Origin of the sequence: Alkalidesulfovibrio alkalitolerans DSM 16529, from assembly GCF_000422245.1 — a bacterium.
Lineage (GTDB): Bacteria > Desulfobacterota > Desulfovibrionia > Desulfovibrionales > Desulfovibrionaceae > Alkalidesulfovibrio > Alkalidesulfovibrio alkalitolerans.
Genome location: NZ_ATHI01000011.1, coordinates 70,444 through 90,397 on the forward strand (window position 1 = coordinate 70,444; position 19,954 = coordinate 90,397).

Annotated in this window: 14 protein-coding genes; 5 read left to right on the forward strand and 9 right to left on the reverse strand. The window is 63.6% G+C overall.

The genetic code is table 11. The features are described 5' to 3' along the window. The first annotated feature begins 86 nt into the window (after positions 1-86). Positions 87-344 carry a type II toxin-antitoxin system ParD family antitoxin gene (locus tag DSAT_RS06240; protein WP_020885468.1) on the forward strand — a complete coding sequence of 86 codons (258 nt, stop codon included), beginning with the start codon at positions 87-89 and terminating at the stop codon, positions 342-344. Then, positions 337-633: a type II toxin-antitoxin system RelE/ParE family toxin gene (locus tag DSAT_RS06245; RefSeq protein WP_020885469.1), complete on the forward strand. Its 297-nt coding sequence runs from the start codon at positions 337-339 to the stop codon at positions 631-633. Before DSAT_RS06240 ends, DSAT_RS06245 begins: the two co-directional genes overlap by 8 nt. 55 nt (positions 634-688) lie before the next feature. Here DSAT_RS06245 and DSAT_RS06250 read toward each other — a convergent pair whose 3' ends face one another. From DSAT_RS06250 to DSAT_RS06270, 5 genes are all read right to left on the reverse strand, one after another. Continuing rightward, complete coding sequence (locus DSAT_RS06250; protein WP_020885470.1) at positions 689-1,498, reverse strand: tetratricopeptide repeat protein; 810 nt, start codon at positions 1,496-1,498, stop codon at positions 689-691. Continuing rightward, on the reverse strand, positions 1,479-3,935 hold the full coding sequence (gene gyrA / locus DSAT_RS06255) for a DNA gyrase subunit A (protein ID WP_020885471.1): 2,457 nt from the start codon (positions 3,933-3,935) through the stop codon (positions 1,479-1,481). The genes DSAT_RS06250 and gyrA overlap by 20 nt, the downstream gene beginning before the upstream one ends. 202 nt (positions 3,936-4,137) lie before the next feature. Further along, a complete protein-coding gene (gene gyrB / locus DSAT_RS06260) occupies positions 4,138-6,546 on the reverse strand; it encodes a DNA topoisomerase (ATP-hydrolyzing) subunit B (RefSeq protein ID WP_020885472.1) in 2,409 nt (802 codons plus the stop codon). A 3-nt stretch (positions 6,547-6,549) separates the two neighbouring features. Further along, positions 6,550-7,716, reverse strand: a complete 1,167-nt coding sequence (gene dnaN, locus DSAT_RS06265; protein ID WP_020885473.1) for a DNA polymerase III subunit beta — start codon at positions 7,714-7,716, stop codon at positions 6,550-6,552. Positions 7,717-7,851: 135 nt separating this feature from the next. Continuing rightward, positions 7,852-9,141, reverse strand: a complete 1,290-nt coding sequence (locus DSAT_RS06270; RefSeq protein ID WP_020885474.1) for a DnaA ATPase domain-containing protein — start codon at positions 9,139-9,141, stop codon at positions 7,852-7,854. A 393-nt stretch (positions 9,142-9,534) separates the two neighbouring features. Here DSAT_RS06270 and DSAT_RS06275 point away from each other — a divergent pair, with 393 nt between their 5' ends. From DSAT_RS06275 to DSAT_RS06285, 3 genes are read left to right on the forward strand one after another with little or no spacing between them, the layout of a single operon-like run. Further along, positions 9,535-10,707, forward strand: coding sequence for a homocysteine biosynthesis protein (locus tag DSAT_RS06275; protein ID WP_020885475.1), 1,173 nt, complete (start codon positions 9,535-9,537; stop codon positions 10,705-10,707). Positions 10,708-10,709: 2 nt separating this feature from the next. Further along, entirely contained in the window at positions 10,710-11,522 is an 813-nt protein-coding gene (gene larE, locus DSAT_RS06280) for an ATP-dependent sacrificial sulfur transferase LarE (protein WP_020885476.1), read from the forward strand. Between the two features lie 33 nt (positions 11,523-11,555). After that, the gene (locus DSAT_RS06285) at positions 11,556-12,665 is read left to right on the forward strand and encodes a DUF362 domain-containing protein (protein ID WP_020885477.1); all 1,110 of its coding nucleotides are present in this window, start codon (positions 11,556-11,558) and stop codon (positions 12,663-12,665) included. Here the strand turns inward: DSAT_RS06285 and DSAT_RS06290 are convergent. From DSAT_RS06290 to DSAT_RS06305, 4 genes are all read right to left on the reverse strand, one after another. Further along, positions 12,644-16,576 (reverse strand): class I adenylate cyclase domain-containing protein, encoded by a 3,933-nt coding sequence (locus DSAT_RS06290; RefSeq protein WP_020885478.1) that lies wholly within the window; start codon positions 16,574-16,576, stop codon positions 12,644-12,646. The two genes, DSAT_RS06285 and DSAT_RS06290, sit on opposite strands and share 22 nt — an antisense overlap. Positions 16,577-16,719: 143 nt before the next feature. Then, positions 16,720-18,261 carry a YifB family Mg chelatase-like AAA ATPase gene (locus tag DSAT_RS06295; protein WP_020885479.1) on the reverse strand — a complete coding sequence of 514 codons (1,542 nt, stop codon included), beginning with the start codon at positions 18,259-18,261 and terminating at the stop codon, positions 16,720-16,722. A 335-nt stretch (positions 18,262-18,596) separates the two neighbouring features. Continuing rightward, on the reverse strand, positions 18,597-18,752 hold the full coding sequence (locus DSAT_RS15495; protein WP_153304087.1) for a hypothetical protein: 156 nt from the start codon (positions 18,750-18,752) through the stop codon (positions 18,597-18,599). A gap of 117 nt (positions 18,753-18,869) precedes the next feature. Further along, entirely contained in the window at positions 18,870-19,796 is a 927-nt protein-coding gene (locus tag DSAT_RS06305) for a radical SAM/SPASM domain-containing protein (RefSeq protein ID WP_020885480.1), read from the reverse strand. Positions 19,797-19,954 lie beyond the last annotated feature (158 nt).

Genomic DNA, 19,954 nt, shown 5'->3' on the forward strand with positions numbered 1-19,954 from the left:
TGGATTGAATGAAAATGAGCTTTTCGCGGCAACGCCGCAGATGAGACTTTTTCAGCAGCCTGGGATCCTTTCAAGGAGGCGAACATATGCACGTTTCACTGACGCCCGAGCTTGAGGCCAGGGTGCGGCAAAAGGTCGAGAGCGGCCTGTACAACAACGCGAGCGAGGTCATCCGCGAGGCGCTTCGGTTCATGGAGACGCATGAGCAACTGATCTACCAGATGAAGCTCGACGCCCTGCGCCGCGAGCTTGCCCCCGGCGCCGCCCAGGCGGAGAGCGGCCAGTTCGTTTCGGGCGGAGTCAGGGACATCCTTGCGGAGGCCAAGGCGATCCGCCATGGCTGAAGTCCGCATCACACCGGCCGCCAAGACGCACCTGCTCGACATATGGGCCTATACCGAACAGACCTGGGGCGAGGCCCGCGCGGACGCCTATCTTTTGGAGATCGAAGCGGTTTTCCGGCAACTCGCCGCCGCTCCGCTGCTCGGCAGGCCGCGCCCGGAAATCCGCGAGGGCTTTCGGTCGATTCCGGCCGGAAGTCATGTGATCTTCCACACCGTCACGCCAGACAAAGCATACGTGAACATAATCGGCGTATTGCACGCGAAAATGGATGTGTCCTCACGTCTGTGAGGCGCATGGCTTCGTCCACAGGGGGTCCGCAACGCATCCGCAAAGACTGCGGAAGCTACTTGATCTGGTCCAGCTTGGCCTGCACGGCCAAGGGATTGGGGTGCGTATCGAGGATGGAGGTCAAAAGCTCTTTCGCGCGCTCGGTCTGGCCCAGATGCAGCACGGCCTCGGCCAAGAGGAAGACGGCCACGCTCCTGTCCTCCCGATTCAGGGAGTCCGTGGCCACGGCCTCTTCGAGCAGTTCGGCCGCCTGCGTCCAGTTGTCCAGAAGAGCGTAGGTCTGGGCCAGCTCTATGCGGCATCGTGCGCGGCATCCCGGCTCCTGCGCGATTGTCAGACACTCGCGTAGGGCGTCCTGGGCCAGATCGAAGTATCCAAGACTCACGTAGGCCCCTGAAAATCTGAGCGCCAGCACGCACGGGTCTGCCTGCCGCTCCTGCAGCCGCTGGGCCTTGAGCCAGGCCTCCACGGCCTGATTGACCTGCCCTTCGCCACGGTGCAGATCGCCCTTCCTGATGAGCACGGCCCGCGCCCGCTCCGGTTCCGAGCCGAATTCGAGCAGCATGGCTTCGAGGATGGCCTGGGCCTTCTCCGTGTCGCCCCGGATGCTGCCCACGATGTCCAAGAGCCGCGTCCAGGCCTGCCAGCGTCTGGGATCTGTGGGATTCTTTTGCAGGAATTCTTCGTAGAGCGATTCGGCTTGCAGATACAGCCCCTGGTCGTAGGCGCGCACCGCGTCGGCCAGGGGATCCTCCCGACGCTGCTCACGGCCGCACGCGACCGTAAGCAGCGTCAGGAGAAGGACCGGGAGCAGAACGCGCAGCGCCCCGCTCCAGGTCGGTCCGCTATTCGGGAACCACGTCAAGGGGATAGTCCTCTCGCACCAGATCGAAGGCCGCCAGCACGCCGCCGTTGTCCAGCGCGGCCAGCCGCACGCCCTGGGTGGCCCGGCCCACCACGCTCACGTCGCGCACGCCGATGCGGATGACCTTGTTCGCCGAGGTCATCATGACCAGTTGGTCGTCGTCCTGCACCAGGATCGCGCCCAGAACCTTGCCGGTCTTTTGGGTGAGCTTCATGTTGATCACACCCCGGCCGCCGCGCGACTGCAGGCGGTACTGTCCCACGGCCGTGCGCTTGCCGTAGCCGCGCTCCGCCACGGTCAGGATGTGACCCCAGGTCTCGTCGGGCTCACCCTCTTTTTGCGGCGGCACGATCACCGCGCCCATGACCATGTCGTTGCCGCGCAGGGCGATGCCCTTCACGCCGCTGGCCGTGCGGCCCATGGGCCGCACCTCGGTCACAGAGAAGCGGATGGCCGTACCCTCGCGGGTGCACAGCACCACCTCGTCGGTCTGGTCGATCTGGCGGACCATGATCAGTTCGTCGTCGTCGCGCAGCAACACCGCCTTGATGCCCGAGGAACGCACGTTCCTGTAGAGCGAGGCTAGGGTGCGCTTGACCATGCCGCGCTTGGTCACGAAGAGGAAGAAGCGGTCCTCGGCGAAGTCGCGCACGGACAAGGCCGTGGCCACGTACTCGTCCTTCTCCAAGGGGATGAGGTTGGCGATGTGCGCGCCCTTGGCGTAGCGGCTGCCCTCGGGCACGCGGTGCACCTTGAGCTGGTGCATGCGGCCCTGGTTCGTAAAGAGCAGCAGGGATTGGTGGTTGCTCGTGGTCAGAAGCGAGTGCAGCATGTCGCCCTCGCTCGTGGCCGTGCCCGCGATGCCCTTCCCGCCCCGGCGCTGCTGCTGGTAGCTGTCCAGGGGCACACGCTTGATGTAGCCGCGCCGCGTGAAGGTGATGACCACGTCCTCGTCCGCGATCAAATCCTCGATGTCGATGGCGTCGGGATCCTGCTCGATGATCACGGTCCGGCGCGGCGTGGCGAAGGTCTTCCTGATCTCGGCCAGTTCGTCGCGGATCACGCCCTTGAGCACCTCGTCCGACTTGAGGATGGAGTTCAGATACTCGATGCGCTTGATGAGTTCGCGGTACTCCTCCAGGAGTTTTTCGTGCTCAAGGCCGGTCAGACGCTGCAGCCGCATGTCCAAAATGGCCTGAGACTGAATCTCGGAAAGCTCGAAGCGCTCCATGAGGCGGCTCTTGGCCTCCACCGGCGAGGCCGACGTCTTGATGAGCTGCACCACCTCGTCGATGTTGTCCACCGCGATGCGCAGGCCCTCCAGGATGTGGGCGCGCTTCTCGGCCTTGTCCAGGTCGAAGCGGGTGCGCCTGAGGATGACCTCGCGCCGGTGGCGCAGGAAATGTTCCAGAATCTGTTTGATGTTCAGGAGCATCGGCCGGTTGTCCACCACGGCCATCATGTTGATGCCGAACGACGTCTCAAGCTGCGTGTACTTGTAGAGCGAGTTGACGATGATCTCGGCGATGCTGCCCTTCTTCAGGTCGATGACGATGCGGATGCCCTTTCGGTCGGACTCGTCGCGCAGGTCCGAGACGCCCTCGATCTTGCGGTCGTTCACGAGCTGCGCGATCTTCTCCACCAGCGTGGACTTGTTGACCGCGTAAGGGATCTCCGTGATGACGATGGACTGGCGGCCGTTCTTGGCCTCCTCGATCTCCGCCGTGCCCCGGATGCGGATGGTGCCTCGGCCCGTGGCGTAGGCGTCGGCCAGGCCCCGTCCGCCGTACAACGAAGCGGCCGTGGGAAAGTCCGGCCCCTTGATGAAAGCCGTCAGATCGCCGATGGTGCAGTCGGGATTGTCCAGCAGGTGGATGGTTCCGTCCACCAACTCGCCCAGGTTGTGGGGCGGAATGTTGGTGGCCATGCCCACGGCGATGCCGGCCGAACCGTTGAGCAGGAGATTGGGCACCTTGGTGGGCAGCACCACGGGCTCCTGCAACGAGTTGTCGTAGTTGGCCCGCCAGTTGACCGTGTCCTTGTCGATGTCGCCCAGAAACTCGGCCGTGAGGCGCGCCATGCGCACCTCGGTGTATCGCATGGCCGCCGCGGCGTCGCCGTCGATGGAGCCGAAGTTGCCCTGGCCGTCCACGAGCGGATCGCGCATGGAGAAGTCCTGGGCCATGCGCACCAGGGCGTCGTAGACCGCCGAGTCGCCGTGCGGATGGTACTTACCGATGACGTCACCGACCACGCGCGCGGACTTCTTGTAGGGGCGGTTCCAGGAGTTGGACAGCTCGTGCATGGCGTACAGGATGCGCCGGTGCACGGGCTTCAGCCCGTCACGCACGTCCGGGATCGCACGGCCCACGATGACCGAGAGCGAATACTCCAGGTACGATTTCTTGATTTCCTGTTCGATGCTTATCTGGCTCACGCAAGGCTCCTTACGGGTGATCCCGGGGGAGGAGGGAAACCTTTTGGAAAAGGTTTCCCTCCTCCCCTGGACCCCCACCTTCCTTCCAAAACTTTTTGGCGCTCTCGTGCCCGGACCGCGCACTGTCCTTTCCGGCGGACTCGGACCCTGGGGTCCAGGGGACCTCAGGTCCCCTGGCCGCCGGAGGCATATTCTCTTCTCTCTAAATATCCAACTCCGAGACGCTCAGGGCGTTTTGCTCGATGAAGGCGCGGCGCGGCTCCACCTTGTCGCCCATGAGCTTCTGGAAGATGTCGTCGGCCTCCATGGCGTCCTCGATGGTCACCTGCAGCATGGTGCGCTTTTCGGGGTTCATGGTGGTTTCCCAGAGCTGTTCGGGGTTCATTTCGCCAAGACCCTTGTAGCGCTGGATGGTGAAGCCCCTGTGGCCCTCGTCCAGGACGTGGCGCAACAGCGAGAAGGCTCCTTCCACAGTGACGGACGCGTTCTCGCCGCTTTTCACCTGAAAGGTGAATCCGCCCGCCGTGCGCTTCAATTCCGCAAAGGCGTCGTAGGACTGTTTGTAGACCTTGGAGTTGAAGAACTCCACGCCCAGGCGCACCGCACCGCCGTCCGCGGCCTCGAAGACCACGAAGACGCGCGTCTCGATCTCGTCCTCCTGGCGCTCGGTGCGGCAAGTGAAACCGCGCTTGGCCATGTGGTCGAAGAGGGGGCCGAGCTGCTCGTCCGAGACCGTTTCCTCGAAATAGTCGGGCGAGAGCTTGGGCTCGAAATCGAGCAGCCCGAGCATGAGACTCTCGGAAATGCCGTAACTGCCGGCCTCGTCGGTCTTGGCGCGAAGAAAGGAGACACTGTCTAAGAAGGCCGTGAGTTCGCGGCCGCTGAGCGTGGCGCCCGAGGGGGCGGTCACGGTGATTTCCGAGGCCATGCGCGAGAGCAGGTAGGCGTGCAGTTCCGATTCGCTCGTGATGTAGCGCTCGGTCTTGCCCTTGGCCACACGGAACAGCGGCGGCTGGGCGATGAAGAGTTTGCCCCGGGTGATCATCTCTTCGTACTGGCGGAAGAAGAAGGTCAGGAGCAGCGTACGGATGTGCGCGCCGTCCACGTCGGCGTCTGTCATGATCACGATTTTGTGGTAGCGTAGCTTGTCGAGGTCGAGGTCGTCCTCGCCTATGCCCGCGCCCATGGCCGTGATCAAGGCCCTGATCTCCTTGTTGCCGAGCATCTTGTCGAAGCGCGTCTTCTCCACGTTCAATATCTTGCCGCGCAGGGGCAGGATGGCCTGGAACTTGGGATCTCGCCCTTGCTTGGCCGAACCGCCCGCCGAATCGCCCTCGACGATAAACAGCTCGGACTCCTCGGGTTTCTTGGACTGGCAGTCGGCCAGCTTGCCCGGCAACGAGTGGTCCGAAAGCGCTCCCTTGCGCCGCACCAGGTCGCGCGCCTTGCGCGCGGCCTCGCGGGCCCGGGCCGCGTCCACTATCTTCTCGACGATGGCCTTGGCGTCGCCGGGATTCTCCTCGAAGAAAGTGGTCATCTTCTCATAGACCAAGGAAGAAACGATGCCCACGACCTCGGAGTTGCCGAGCTTGGTCTTGGTCTGGCCTTCGAACTGCGGCTGGGGCAGCTTGACCGAGATGATGGCCGCCTGGCCCTCGCGCACGTCCTCGCCGGTGACGGTCTCCTTGAGTTTCTTGGGCAGGTCCGCGGTCTTGATGTAGCTGTTGATGGCCCTGGTGAAGGCGGTCTTGAAGCCCACCAAGTGGGTGCCGCCTTCCTTGGTGCGGATGTTATTGGCGAAGGTCAGGACGTTTTCCTTGTAGCCCGCGTTGTATTGCAGCGCGAACTCCACGATGACGCCGTCCTGCTCGCCCTTGCCGTAGAGCATGTGGTGGATGGCCGTCTCGCCCTCGTTCATGTCCTTCACGAATTCCATGAGCCCGCCGTCGTAGCGGAAGGAATCGTTCTGGCCGGAGCGCTCGTCGGTGAATTCGATGGTCAGGCCGGAGTTCAGGTAGGCCAGTTCGCGGAAACGCTTTTGCAGCGTCTCGTGAATGAACTGGTTGGTCTCGAAAATCTCCTCGTCGGGCCTAAAGCGGACCGTGGTGCCGTGCCCCTCGGCATCGCCCTGGGGCGTCACGTCGGTCACGGGCGCGCCGCGCTCGTAGCGCTGGAAATAGCGCTTGCCGTCGCGCTTGATGGTCACTTCGAGGTATTCGGAGAGGGCGTTGACGCAGGACACGCCAACGCCGTGCAGACCGCCCGAGACCTTGTAAGCGCCGTCCCCGAACTTGCCGCCCGCGTGCAGCTTGGTCATGACGACCTCGACTGCGGGACGGCCGAGCTTGGGGTGCATGTCCACAGGGATGCCGCGTCCGTTATCCGAGACTGTCACGGAGTTGTCCAGGTGCAACACGACCTTGATGCGATCGCAGTGCCCGGCCATGGCCTCGTCGATGGAGTTGTCCACAACCTCGTAAACGAGATGGTGCAGGCCTCGCACGTCCGTGGAGCCGATGTACATGGCCGGGCGCTTGCGCACCGCGGCCAGGCCTTCGAGCACCTGGATGCTGTCGGCCGTGTAGGAGGAGATGTTTTTCTCGGGAAGCATCGCTTAGACTTCTTCCTCGGTGTAGTAGGTTTCCTCGGCGACCTTCATGGGCATGATGATGACCAGGTAGTCGGGGTCGTCGGAGCCGGTCACGCCGCAAGGGCCTTCGGTTCCGGAGAGGGTGTAGACGAGCTGCTTGGAAGCGAAGTGGCTCATGATCTCGATGAGGTTTCTGGTCGGGAAGGCGATCTTCTGGATATCTCCGGTGAATTCCACGCTCAGCGACTCGTTGGCTGTGCCCACGTCCTGCCCCTGGGAGAAAAGGGCCATCTCGGCCGAGGTGAAGGAGAGGTTGGTGCAGCGGTTGTTCTCGGAGTTGAAAATCATGATGCGGTCCAGGGCGTCCATGAATTCCTGGCGATCGACCTTGAGCGTGGCCGCGCCGCCGGACTGGATCTTGGAGAGAAACCCGCCGACGTCCGGATATTGGTAGTAAGAAAGCGGCAGGCTGAAGGATTCCACCTTGTCGCCGGTGCGGAAGAACAACCGCTTGTCGCCGATGGCCAGTTCGATCTCGCCCGCCGGCAGCCATTTCTTGAGTTCGAGCAGATACTTTTTCTGGATCAGAATGCCGCCGTGCGGGAGCATGGCGTGCAGATCCTCGTTGCGGAAACCGAGCATGGCGAACTGGTGTCCGTTCAACCCCTGGGCGCGGATGATCCGCTCGCCCGCTTTGTCCGTGCCGGGAACCACGTTCAGGCAGGCGATGGCCTCCATGGTGTCCTCGTCGGAGATGCAAAAGGCGGTCTTGTCGATGAGTTCGGAGAGGAAATCGCCCGACCAGACCACTGTTTCGCCGGAAGGGAACTCGGAAAATTTCTGAAACCAGCTCGGGTCGTTGGTGGGCAGCTTGTATTTGCGCTTGCCCTGCTCGATGAGCAGGTGCGTGCCCGCCTCGTCCGTCTTGATGGCGATCTCGCCCGGAGGCAGCTTGCGCACAAGATCGTAGAAGGAACGACCCTGTACGCCGACCAGTCCTTGGGTCTGCACGCGGGCGGGGTAGGCACCGCTGAATTCGAGGTTCGAATCCGTGGACATGATGGACAGGGTTTCGCCCTCGGCCTTGAGCCAGATGGTGCGCAAAAAGGCGGCGCCCGTCTTGGCCGGAATGATGTTCGACGACTTCTGCAGGCCTTCGATGATGTCGTCGCGGAAGACTTTTACATACATATAAAATCTCCTTGTTGTTGGAGTAGGCAGCGACGTGTTGTTCGTATTTCAGTCATCAGTTTGAAATGAATAAAAAAGTTAGATTCTGAAAAAGGAATCCGCCGGGAACGGAAGGAACAGCCCGCATGGAGGTGGTCATGTCCGGTCCTTGGTTAGGCACTTTTGTTTCAAAGTTATCAACAGTTGTTTCATATCTTTGCTAACCTTTTGCATTTTTTTGATTTTATTGACGGCATACAAGGCTGTTGAGTGGTCTTTGCCGCCGAAGATGCGGCCCAGGGCCGGGAAGGACGAGCCGAGCATCTCCCGGCACAGGAACATGGCCATCTGCCGCGCCCTGACTATTTCGTGGTGGCGCTTGGAGCCCTTGATTTCCTTGGGGTCGATGTTGAAGTGGTCGGCCACGGTCTCGATGACCATGTCAGCGGTCAGGGCCGGGCGCGGCGCGTCCTCGGTGTGGGAGAGAATGAGTTCGAAGTCTTTCTGCCCGATGTCCTTATTGACCAGTTCCTTGAAAGCGAAGATCTTGAGGAGGATTCCCTGTAGATAGCGGAAGTCGTGAAACCTTTGGCCAAGGGTGAGGATCTGTTCCTTGTCCAAGCTGATCTTCTTCTGGCGGCATTGGTTGCGGATGTATTGCACGCGGATGTCGAGATCCGGCGACTTGAGGTTGACGATGAGCCCCCATTCGAGTCGGGATTTCAGCGTCGGATGCAGGAAATCGTAGGACGTCAGCTTGTCCGAGCAGGCGAAAACCATCTGTTTGCGGTTGTCGTAGAAGGAATTGAAGAGCAGGACGAGTTCCTGCTGCAGCGAGGGATTTTTTTGGATTTGCTGGAAGTCGTCGATGCACAGCACGTCGAAGGAGGTGAAGTGCTCGCGGGCCTTGAAGACATCGCCCGCGTGACGGACCTGATAGACGTTGTTCACGTCTTCTATAGTCCCGAGATAGATGCGGTTCGCGTCGAGATTCTTGCTGATCTCGTTGGCGATGCCCCGTAGGAGGTGGGTCTTTCCTGAGCCGTTCTCGCCGCAGATGATGAAGGGGTTGAAGATTATCGACTGCTGTTTGGCCACTTCCTTGGCCGAGGCCAGGGGGAAATAATTCTTCTGGTTGACCAGGAAGGATTCGAAAGTGAACTGGCTTCCGAAAGGAAAATCTATTGATTTTGATGTGTTATCAAGGAGAGGAAGGGCGCGGCCCTGGTGGGTGCTGTTGTTGCCCGTGGCGTAGGAAATGACGTAGCCGGGGCCGAGATATGCGCCGAGTTGCTCCTCGAAGCGGCCCTGAATGTTCTGGGCGAACCAGGTGGAGAAGAAGGCGTGGGGAAAGACCACCAGCAGCCGTTTATCCTCCTTGGCGAAATCTAGGCCAAGCGGATCGAACCAGCGCTTGAGCTCCAGGTCGGAAAAAGTCCGCTCCAAATGGGCTCTGAGGGCGTTTTTCAAGGCTTGAGGGGTGTGTTGTGGTTCATTGGGGAAAAGCCGTGGTGTCGTGTTCTCCGGACAGGGTCGCAGGACCTCTCCGCGACCGCCTCAACACAAGCCGTTATATAGCGTAAATCAAGGATTAAGCCAAGTGTTGAGGGGTAAAAAAAGCCCCTTTGTGAAGATTGTCTCACCCACTGTTCCAGACAGTGGAAAACCATGTTGGGGTAATTTGTTGAACAGGGGCGGGAAAGGCCGCCGCGAGCGGATATCCTGCGCTCGCCGCGCCACTGGCGAGTTGCCAAGCGCCGCGCTTTGCGCCACTATTGCCGAAATGCAAAGCGTCCCGGACCATTGCGAGAGCCTAGGGACCTCGAGGGAGATGAAGCCATGGGTGGAGCCGCAAAGGCCTCCAAGACTATTTCTCAGATCAACGAGCGCATCCGCAAGGGCAAGGCGGTCGTTCTCAACGCCTCGGAGATGGTCGAGGCGGTCAAGAGCATGGGTAAGGCCAAGGCCGCTCGTGAAGTGGATGTGGTGACCACAGGCACGTTCTCGCCCATGTGCTCGTCGGGCATGCTTTTCAACATCGGACAGGAGCCGCCTCTCATCAAGGTCCAGAAGATGCGGCTGAACAACGTGCCGTGCCACGCGGGCCTGGCCGCCGTGGACGCCTATCTGGGCGTGACCGAGCTCAGGAAGGACGATCCTCTGAACAAGATTCACCCCGGCCGCTTCAAGTACGGCGGCGGTCACGTCATAGAGGATCTGGTGCGTGGCCGCGCGGTTTCGCTGTGGTGCGAATCCTACGGCACGGACTGCTACCCCAAGCTCAAGCTGGAGAAGGAGATAACCCTGGCGGATCTCCCCTATGCGCAGCTTTTCAACCCGCGCAACTGCTACCAGAGCTACAACGTGGCCGTGAACATGACCTCTCGGACCATCTACACCTACATGGGGCCGCTCAAACCCAACCTGAAAAACGCCAACTTCGCTACAGCAGGCGAACTCTCGCCGCTCTTCAATGATCCTTTCTTCCGCACAATAGGGCTTGGCACCAAGATATTCCTGGGCGGCGGCGAGGGTTACGTGCTGGGCTCGGGCACGCAGCACAACCCGCGTCCCAAACGCAGCGAGCGCGGTCTACCCCTGCACCCGGCCGGGACCCTCATGGTGCGCGGCGACCTGAAGCAGATGCAGGCGCGCTGGCTGCGCGGCGTGAGCTTCCTTGGCTACGGCAGCTCGCTGGCCGTGGGGGTGGGTATCCCCATTCCCGTCCTGGACGAGGACATGGCCTTCTTCACGGGTGTTTGCGATGCCGACATCACCATGCCCGTGGTCGATTACGGCCACGATTACCCCAACGGCGTGAAACGGGTGCTGGCCCAGCCGAGCTACGCGGAACTCATGTCCGGCGAGATCAGGGTCAACGGCGAGTCCGTGGCCACCACGCCGCTCACCAGCCGGGTCATGTCCCTGGAGATCGCGGACGCGCTCAAGGAGCGCATCCAAAGCGGCGCCTTCCTGCTCACCGAACCCCAGGAGCGCATCGCCTCGGTGTGAGCATGGACCGTCGCGTCGCCAGAAAGCTTGAGGCCGTCCGGCGGTTGGCCCGCTCCCAGGGGGGCTACGGCGGGATTGTGGCCGTCTCCGGCGGCCTCGATTCGCGCCTTTTGGCCCACGTCTTGTGGAGCCTGGATCTGCCCTTCACGGCGGTGCATATCACCGGACCGCACGTGCCCATGCGCGAGTCCGCGGCTGCGGCTGTCTGGCTTGCGGCTCAGGGCAGGCCTTTCGATATCTTGGAAGTCGATCCTTTGGGGCTGCCCGAGATCAAAGTCAACGACCGCGCCCGGTGCTACGCCTGCAAATCGCTCATGTTCCGGCGCATCAAGGCCCTGGCCAGGGAAAAAGGATTTTCGCTCGTGGTCGAGGGCTCCCACGCCACGGATCTGACCATGTATCGGCCAGGACTCAAGGCCTTGTCCGAACTGGGCGTAATCAGTCCCTGGGCCCTGGCCAACCTGACCAAGCCGGAACTCAGAATCATCGCCCGCGAACTGTGCCTTCACGATCCGGAGCAGCCAAGCCGCCCCTGCGTCTTCACCCGGCTCGACTACGGCATGACCCCTACCCGGCGGCTTTTGTCGCGCATCGGCCAGGCCGAGGCGGCCCTGGAGGATCTGGGGCTGCGTGACTTCAGGCTCAGGGCCCATCCGGACAAAGGGATGGTGATCCAGATCGCCGCACACGAGCGCGTTCACGCCCGCAGTCACGAGCGCGAGATGGAGTCGATCGTGCGCAGTCATTTCGACGTCGTGCCGCGAATCCTGTATACCGAGTCCGTGAGCGGATATTTCGACGCCCCGCGTACCTGAACCGGCCTCTTGGCCGCATCCACGGAGGAGCGCATGGCCGCTTCCGTCTGGTTTTGGAATCTTCGTTCGACCCTGAAATCCCCCACGCGCACGAGGCTTTCCAGATTGCTTTCGCGCGCCGGGCTGGCCGAGGTCGTCTCGCCCGGGGACATCACGGCTGTGAAGATGCATTTCGGGGAGGCGGGCGTCACAGGCCACTTACAGCCGCTGCACGTGCGGCCCGTGATAGAGGCCGTGCGAAAAATCGGGGGCAGGCCGTTCCTCACGGACACGGCAACGCTCTATGTGGGCCAGCGGGGCGATGCCGTGGCCCATAACCTGCTTGCCCGAGAGCACGGTTTCGACCCGGCCGTGCTCGGCGCGCCCGTGATCATGGCCGACGGGCTGAAAAGCACCCACGAGCGCACCGTGCCCTTCGCGGGCGAGCACATCGACCAGGCTCATCTGGCCGCCGACATCCTGGAGGCGGACGCCATGGTGGTGCTCTCGCACGTCAAGGGCCACGTGGCGGCCGGGTTTGGCGGCGCGCTCAAGAATCTGGCCATGGGGTGCGCCACGCGGCGCGGCAAGATGCACCAGCATTGCGTCATGGGCCCCAAGCTCGCGGCGGAGAAGTGCGTGGGTTGCGAGCAGTGCGTGGCCATCTGCGCGCCGGGCGCGCTCTCCCTGGACGCCGACAGGCGCATCACCTTGAACGTCGAGCGGTGCGTGGGCTGCGGCGCGTGTTTTCACGCCTGCGCCAAAGGTGCCCTGGAGGTGGACTGGAGCCTTGAGCACGGTCGTTTCATCGCCCGGATGATGGAATACGCCTCGGCCGTGGTCGCGGCCAGGGGTCGTGCGGCCATGTACGTCAACTTCATCCACGCCGTGACTCCGGAGTGCGACTGCATGGGCTTTTCCGACGCACCCATCTGCCCGGACATCGGCGTGCTCGCCTCCACGGACCCGGTGGCCGTGGATCAGGCTAGCCTCGATCTGGTCAACGCGGCCGTACCGCTCTACCCGAGCAAGCTGCCCAAAAACCTTGCCCCTGGCGATGACAAATTCCTGGCCCTCAATCCTAAGATGCCTGCCGGTTTTGGCTTGGCCCATGCCGAGACCCATGGCGCGGGATCGCGGGATTACGTTTTGCGGGAACTATAGCCGGAACCGGAGGCTGGCGGGACGATTGGCCGTCGCGCGAAGCGGATGCCCGGGCAGGCCGCGCGGTCGGGCACGAAGGAACTCATGAGCGGCGGCTCTACGCAGTCCTGTTCCACGTGCGCGGCCAAAAATGCGTGCGGGTCGGTGATGATCGCGTCGTCCGAAACGTCCACGGTCTGGCAGAACATCTCGCCCCAGTTCGTGGAATAGACAAGCGAGACCTGACGGATGCGGGGCGTTTCGCGCGGCAGGGTCAGGTTGAGCACGAACAGGGCCCGCGTCACCCGTTCGGGCGAAAGCCCTTCCTCGATGTTCGTCTCGAAGGTCTCGGCGTGCGGAAAGAACGCCGCCAGCGCCTGGAGCAGTTCCTCCACGTCCCTGGCGATAACCGGGGAGAGCGTGAAATCGGTTTTGACGGTCAATCCCGGAGCGAAGAGGCCGTTGGCCTCGATGAAGGCCACGAGCCAGCACAGGTCTTTGGCACGCTTGATTTCCACGGTCTCCACGCGCCGTGTGCGGGGGTCCATTTGCCCGCCCTGGGCCACGAACGCCTGCCCCCCGCCACGGCGCGTTTCGGCGGCGAAAGTGAGCAGCCCGACCATGGCCGCATCCGTCTTCACGAAGCCCAGACGGTCTATCTTGTGCTTTCGCGGCGCGAAGACCGCGAAGATCTTGCGGCCGAGCTTGGTCAGGTCGTGGGGGTCGATGTTCGCCTGTGCGCTCTGGGGCTGCTTATTCTGCATCTCGCGCACGCGCAGGTAGGTGTTCAGGATGAAGGCGTTGACACGCTCGCCCACCTCCAGCATCCGCGCCAGGGACCAGTCTTTAGCGATGCCCAGATCCGTGAAGGCGAGCTTCCTCGCGCCGATGCCCCGGGTAAAGAAGCGGCGCATGGACTTTTCCTCGGCCCGGCTCGGGATGGTCGGCGCGAACGCCTCGCCCGCGATGTGCGATTTCAGGAGGAAACTCATCTTGATGAGCTCCACGGTCTGGGCTTCGCCCCGATCCGCGTAGTACTCAGCCACCTCCAGGAAGAGCATCACGTAGGGGTCGATGCGCCACAGTTCGTCGTGCCCGCCGAGCAGATTGGCCTTCAGCCGATCGCAAAGCAGAAGCTCCGTCTTGCCCTGCCGGGAAACGTACTTTTCCAGCAGGCCAAACTTCATGATCGACTTGAATGGGCTCTTGATGGCCTTGGCGATCTGCCACAAGGACGCGCCAAAGAACTCACCGACCGGGATCTCCGGCACGTGGCCCAGATCGAGGAAGCGTCCGCCCGCTTCTCCAGAGGCCAGGCGGTGCATGGCCTCGTCGTAGCCCGCCTGGTCCGCGCCGGGCGGTGCGAGCCACCACACGGGTTTTTTGCCCGCCACGTGCACGGCCGTGCGGTAAAACTCCTCCTTGAGCATGGCCGCCTGCGCCGTGCCTGAGGATTCGCTGTCCGAGGCCCCGAAATTGTTCTCCCGGACCCTCTTGGAATCCATGAGGAAGAAGTGGACCTCCAGGCCGAACTCCTGCGCGGCCCAGTCCTGGATTGCCTCGCATTTTTGATGCAACCCCTCCACGTCCTGCTCGGCGAGTTGGTCCAGGGCGCAGCACAGCCAGTAATCGATGTCGGAATCCTCGGATTGGGCCACTGTGCCGAGGCTCCCGATGGTGTAGATGGCCTCGATGGGCACGGCGTCGGTTCTGTCGTCGGGCAGCGCGGCCGTTGGAAAGTACCGCCGCGCCAGGTCCAGGGCTGAATGGCCCGGCTGGTACGCCGTCACACGGCACGGGGGCGAGGTGGGATAAAGTCCGATGGCGTGGTCGAAAAATTCCGAATGCAGCAGCAGGGGGAGGATGTCGAAAAATTCCGAAGCCTTTGCGCCGAGCTTCTGCTTGGCCCAGGATATCCGGCGTTCGTTGTGGGCCAAGAAGGGGCGGCACAGCCCCTTGCGCTCGGCGATCTTGAACCATTCGTCCACCGCCCTGAACGCGACGGCCATTGCCGCTCGGCCGGGGCTTGCGGGCAGCCTGCCCGTCTCGAAAGCCTTCGCCGAACGGCGAAGGCGCGTAAGCAGGGTCTGGTCGGCGAGTTCCCCGAAGACGGGGTCGTCGCTGTCCAGCCCATCGACCGCGCAATCGACGAAAGTACAGGCCGTGATGTCCACAGTGCGCAGCGTCAGGGCCGAAAGGCGCGCGCTCTCGGCGTGGCAGTCGCTCAGTTCCAGACCCCGGGCTTTGAGCCGGTTCATCTCCGCTCCGCTCAGGTCCAGGGCGCGCAGGCTGCATGTGCGAAGGGTCATGCCCGTGAACAAGGCGTCGGTCATGGAGCCGCATTCGATCTTCACGACGGTCATCGTGCCGCCGGAAAAAGCCGTGCCCGTAAGCGCGCACAGCGAGAAGACGCAGTTTGTGAGGTCGCAGCGGAACAGGGCCGCGTCGCGCAACGCGCAGTTCACGAAACTGCAGTCAATGAAGCTCATATCCTTCAGCGTGGCATGGTCGAAGGAGCAGGAGTCGAAGACGCAGGCCTCGAAGCGGCCGCGCTCGAGCGTGGCCCGGCTGAAGTCGGCCAGGTGGAAGGTGGTCGCGCTCGCGACCGGTTCAGGTAGATGACGGCCCGTGGCCGTGAAGCGCTTTGGCGACTCGCCCTTCATGTCCAGATGCAGCGGCCCGTTCGCGGTCGTCGTCGGGGCATTGCGTCCCCTGCCGGTCCCGTCCCGTGGATGGGCAGGCTCGGGCGGCGATGCGTGGTTCTGGGGCTCCGCGGGCTCGGCATGCGGCACGCGTGCGATGAGCACGAGCAGTTCGTCCAGGACGCCGCCGACGGCCATGTCTCGCCCATCCTCATCCGCCGTGTCCGGGGCATCGCCGTGCGCCGCGATGGACAGGCAGCGCTCCATGTTTACCGGATCGATCGCGCCCAGCAGCAGGAAGCATAGCACCTGCACGGCGGGCAGTTCGCGGGCGGGCACGCAGTCCATGAAGGCGCGGCGCTCGGCCGCAGGCATGAGCGGCAGCCGTGCGATGATCCCTTTTTTCAAGGACGGCCGCTTCGCGTAGAGCGAGGCCGTGACCTTGCCAAGGCGCGGCATGGCACAGCGCGCAAGGGTTTCGAGCGCCGTGAGGGCGAGGTCTCGGTTCTCATGGCCGAGCAGGCGGGCCACGGGCCGCGTGATGTCCAGGCTCGGCCTTGGCCCCAGGTCGGCCACGGCTCGAAGCAACGTGTGCGCATGGTCCGGATTGGCCGTGCGCGCGGCCAGCGCGGCCAGCTTCTCGGCCAGGCCCTGGTGCGAGAGCGCGGCTAGGTGTTGGCACATGTCGAGCAATTCGAGCGGGGCCGTGTCCGCCTCGGCCATGCGGGTCAGTTGCGGACCGAGCGTTCCGTCGAGCAGAGCGCGCCGCACGGCATAGGCTGCGCGCGGACGGGCCGTGGCGAGCGCTCTGAGCAGCCGCGCCGCGTCCACGGCCAAGCTGTCGCGCAGCAAGGTCAGGGACTCGAGCGCGAACTCGCGCAGCTCGCGGCTGGTGCGCCAGGGCGAGAGAAGAATACGGTTGAAGAGCAGCCAGCGCTCACTGTCGGGCATGTCCGCCAGGATGGCGGCCACGTCGTCGAAGGGGAGTTTTTCCTGCTCGATCAGGTCGATGGCCAGAATACGGCCCATCACGCCCATACGCACCAGGCTGCGCAGGCAGATGTCGATCAGGGCGGGGTCGTCGGCCCGGCTTCCGAGTCCGAATACCGCCACGGCCGCCTCGGTCGTGGACCGCGCGAACTCCCTGGCGTCCTCGCCTTCCTTGGGACCCTCCGCAAACCCCTCGGCCAGCCGGGCCACTTCGGACCACAACCGTTTCGGGGGCGGGGTATGCACATAGGCGCGGATTGCCGCCGCCGCGCTCTCGTGCCGACTGCGCTCCTGGCTCATCTTCACCTGGTCCGACAGTCCCGGCGCGACCGGCCAAGGCAAGCCGGACCCGCCAGGAGCTTTCCCCCCGCGTCATCCTGCTTGTCGCACATTCGCGAAGCCCTGAAAAGCGGGCGAGGAAAAGGTTTCCGGCAGAAAATGCCTCAGGCGGTCTCGCCGCCGCCCCTGTCCAGGCTGCGGTAGCTGATGGCCTCGGCCAGGTGCCGGGCGGCGATGTCCCCCTCGCCCGCGAGGTCCGCGATGGTGCGCGCCAGGCGCAGGATACGCACGTAGGCCCTGGCCGAGAGCCCGAGCGTGCGCACCGCGCGTTCGAGAAAGGCGTGCTCACCGCTGCCCAGGCGGCAGTGCGCCTCCAACAGCCCGCCCGAAAGCTCGGCGTTCAGCCGTACGGCCGTGCCCCGATAGCGCTCGGCCTGCACTTCGCGCGCCGCCAGCACCCGGCCGCGCATGGCGGCCGAATCCGTGCCCGGCGTGAGCCCGCGCAGATCCTCGTAAGGCACGGCAGGCACCTCCACGTGTAGGTCGATGCGGTCCAGAAGCGGCCCGGAAAGGCGCGAGCGGTAGCGCTGCACCTGGGGCGGTGTGCAGGTGCAGGGGTGGCGGTCGTCGGTCAGGTAGCCGCAGGGGCAGGGGTTTTGCGCCGCCACGAGCATGAAGTCGGCCGGATACGACAGGGCCACGGCCGCGCGCGAGATGGTCACCGCGCCCTGCTCCAGGGGCTGGCGCAGGACCTCCAGCACCGGCTTCTTGAACTCGGGCAGTTCGTCCAGAAAGAGCACGCCCCGGTGCGCCAGCGAGACCTCGCCCGGCCTGGGATAGGCCCCGCCGCCGATCAGCCCCGCGTCCGAGATGGTGTGGTGCGGCGCGCGAAACGGCCTGGTCACGATCAAGGCCGCTTCCGGCGCGAGCATACCCGCCACGGAATAGATCGTCGTCACCTCCAGGGCCTCGTCGAAGGACAGGGGCGGCAGCACCGTGGGCACGCGCGCCGCGAGCATGGTCTTGCCGCTGCCCGGCGGGCCTGAGAGCAGGATGTTGTGATTCCCCGCGGCCGCGATCTCGATGGCCCGCTTGGCGTGCTCCTGGCCCTTGACCTCGGCGAAATCCAGGTCGTGCGTCTCGCGCCGGGCCCACAGCCCGGCCACGTCGGCCATGACCGGCGAAAGCGCCTGCTCGCCCGTCACGTGGCGCACCACGTCGGCCAGGGTGGCCGCGCCGTAGACCGGCAGGCCATCCACCACGGCCGCCTCGGCCGCGTTGTGCGCGGGCACGATGAGCCCGGCCGCGCCCTCGGCCCGCGCCCGCACGGCCAGCGGCAAAACGCCTGGCACCGGCCGAAGCTCGCCCGTGAGCGACAATTCGCCCGCGAGGAAATACCCGGCCACGGCCTGGGCCGGGATGACCTCGGCCCCGCCCAGCAGCCCGAGCGCCAACGGCAGGTCGTAGCCGCTGCCCTCCTTGCGCACGTCCGCGGGCGCGAGGTTCACCGTGATGCGCGCGGGCGGCAGCCGGTAGCCGCAGTTCTTCAGGGCCGAGAAGACGCGCTCCTTGGCCTCGCGCACCGCGCCGTCGGGAAGCCCCACGAGGGTGAAGGCGGGCATGCCCTGCCTGGCCAGATCGACCTCCAGGCGCACGGTGAGCGCCTCGATGCCCAGAAGGGCTGCGGTGCGGACGGTGCAAAGCATTCTCGGCGCGGCTCCTTTGGGAACAGGGTGACGGGAAGCCGGGCAAGAAGGAGAGTTTGGTGACAACCCCTTTCTTTCAGGCTGCTCAAAAAGGTCCAGATGCAAGGTGCAAGAAAAGTTCAAGGCCGACGCGTATCAAAGAATACGCGAGGGTTTGAACTTTTCGCGGCAACGCAGCAGATGGGCTTTTTTCAGCAGCCTGAGGCCCCTACCCCCTCCTCCAAAAACTTATGGTTCGGGCTGGACGGGAAGCGAAAACCTGTCGCCCGATTGGTATAGGCCAGGCTACGGCAAAAGACCAGGGCCGGTCGGGAAGCGGGAGCGCGGAAAGGGAATCAGTCAGGCGTGCGCAAGAGCCAAGTCACGGCGATGATCGTTTCTTCCAGGTCGTTGCATTCGTCGAGCTGGCTTTGGATGTAGCCCGCGAAGAGGCCCCGGTCCGGCCACGTGCCGCCGCACGAGCCCGACGATGTCGTCGGGCTCGCTGCCAAGCTCCCACAGATCCTGGAGCAGATAGGGAAGAAACGGCAGAAGCTCCATGGGCCCGGCGGTCAGCGACCTGGCGAGCGCCTTCTTCTGGTCCTCGTTCACGCGGATGGATCCTCGGCTCAGCGGCAGGTGCGGCAGATTTCCAGGTTGCTGAAGTCGCCCGCGAAGTACTGGTGGATGAGGGAGACGAAATGCTTCGAGTTCCAGACCTCGGCGATGGATTTCTCCCGGATGTTGCCCACCACCACGGACTGCCGCCAGTCGTGGCAGCAGATGATCAGGTCGCCGTTCTCCACGATGTAGGCCTGCTTCAGGAACAGGTCGCAGTGCCGCTTGAGCTTCAGCGGCTCGTCCTTCGGCCTGTGGTCCGCGACGACCTCGCCCGCGCGGTTGTCCATGTGGTGGATCTTGAAGACCACGTCGCGCTGCTCCCAGTGCTTGCGGGCGTAGTCCAACTCGTTCTCCACGAGCTTGGTGCGCAGCGTGGTGATGACGATTTTGGGCCGTTTCTTGCCCATGCGGTCGCGGATGTCGAGGAAGTTGTCGATGTTGGCCAGGGTCTTGTTCAGGTCCAGACCCATGCTCGCCCGGTAGGTTTCGGGCGAATAGCCGTTCACGCTGATCCACAGATTGTTCAGGCCCGAGGCGATGATCTCCTTGCTCATTTCCTTGGTCAGCAGGCTGCCGTTGGAGTTGATCTTGGTCTTGGTGCCCGGCCGCTTCCTTTTAGTGATGTCGGCCAGGATGCGCGGCATGCGCTCGTCCAAGAGCGGCTCGTTGGTCAGATAGGGGCTGATGCGGCTCATGAAGTGTCTGGAGCATTCGTCTACGATCTTGGCGATCAGCGCGTCGTCCATGCGGCCGTGCGGCACTTCCTTGGGCGTTTGCCCGTGCGGGCAGAAGATGCAGCGCGCGTTGCAGGTGGAGAGCGTCTGGAACTGGACGGTGCGAGGAAAGGGCGGCCGGAAGCGGCGGCCCGTGCGTGCCCAGGTCCAGAGCTTTTTCACGAGTCCGTCCGTCGGTGCGGGCATGTAGTACTTGGCCACGTGTCCTCCAAGGTGAACGAGCCCAGGCGCGCCCGTCCGTCCGGGAGTCCGCGCGCGGCCCTTCGGTTTCCGATTCTTGCCGGGAAATCTATATGAAGCAGGACCGCGAGGCAATACGGGCAGCGAGAGAGAGCGGTTTTAGGTGAATGCTATCTCTG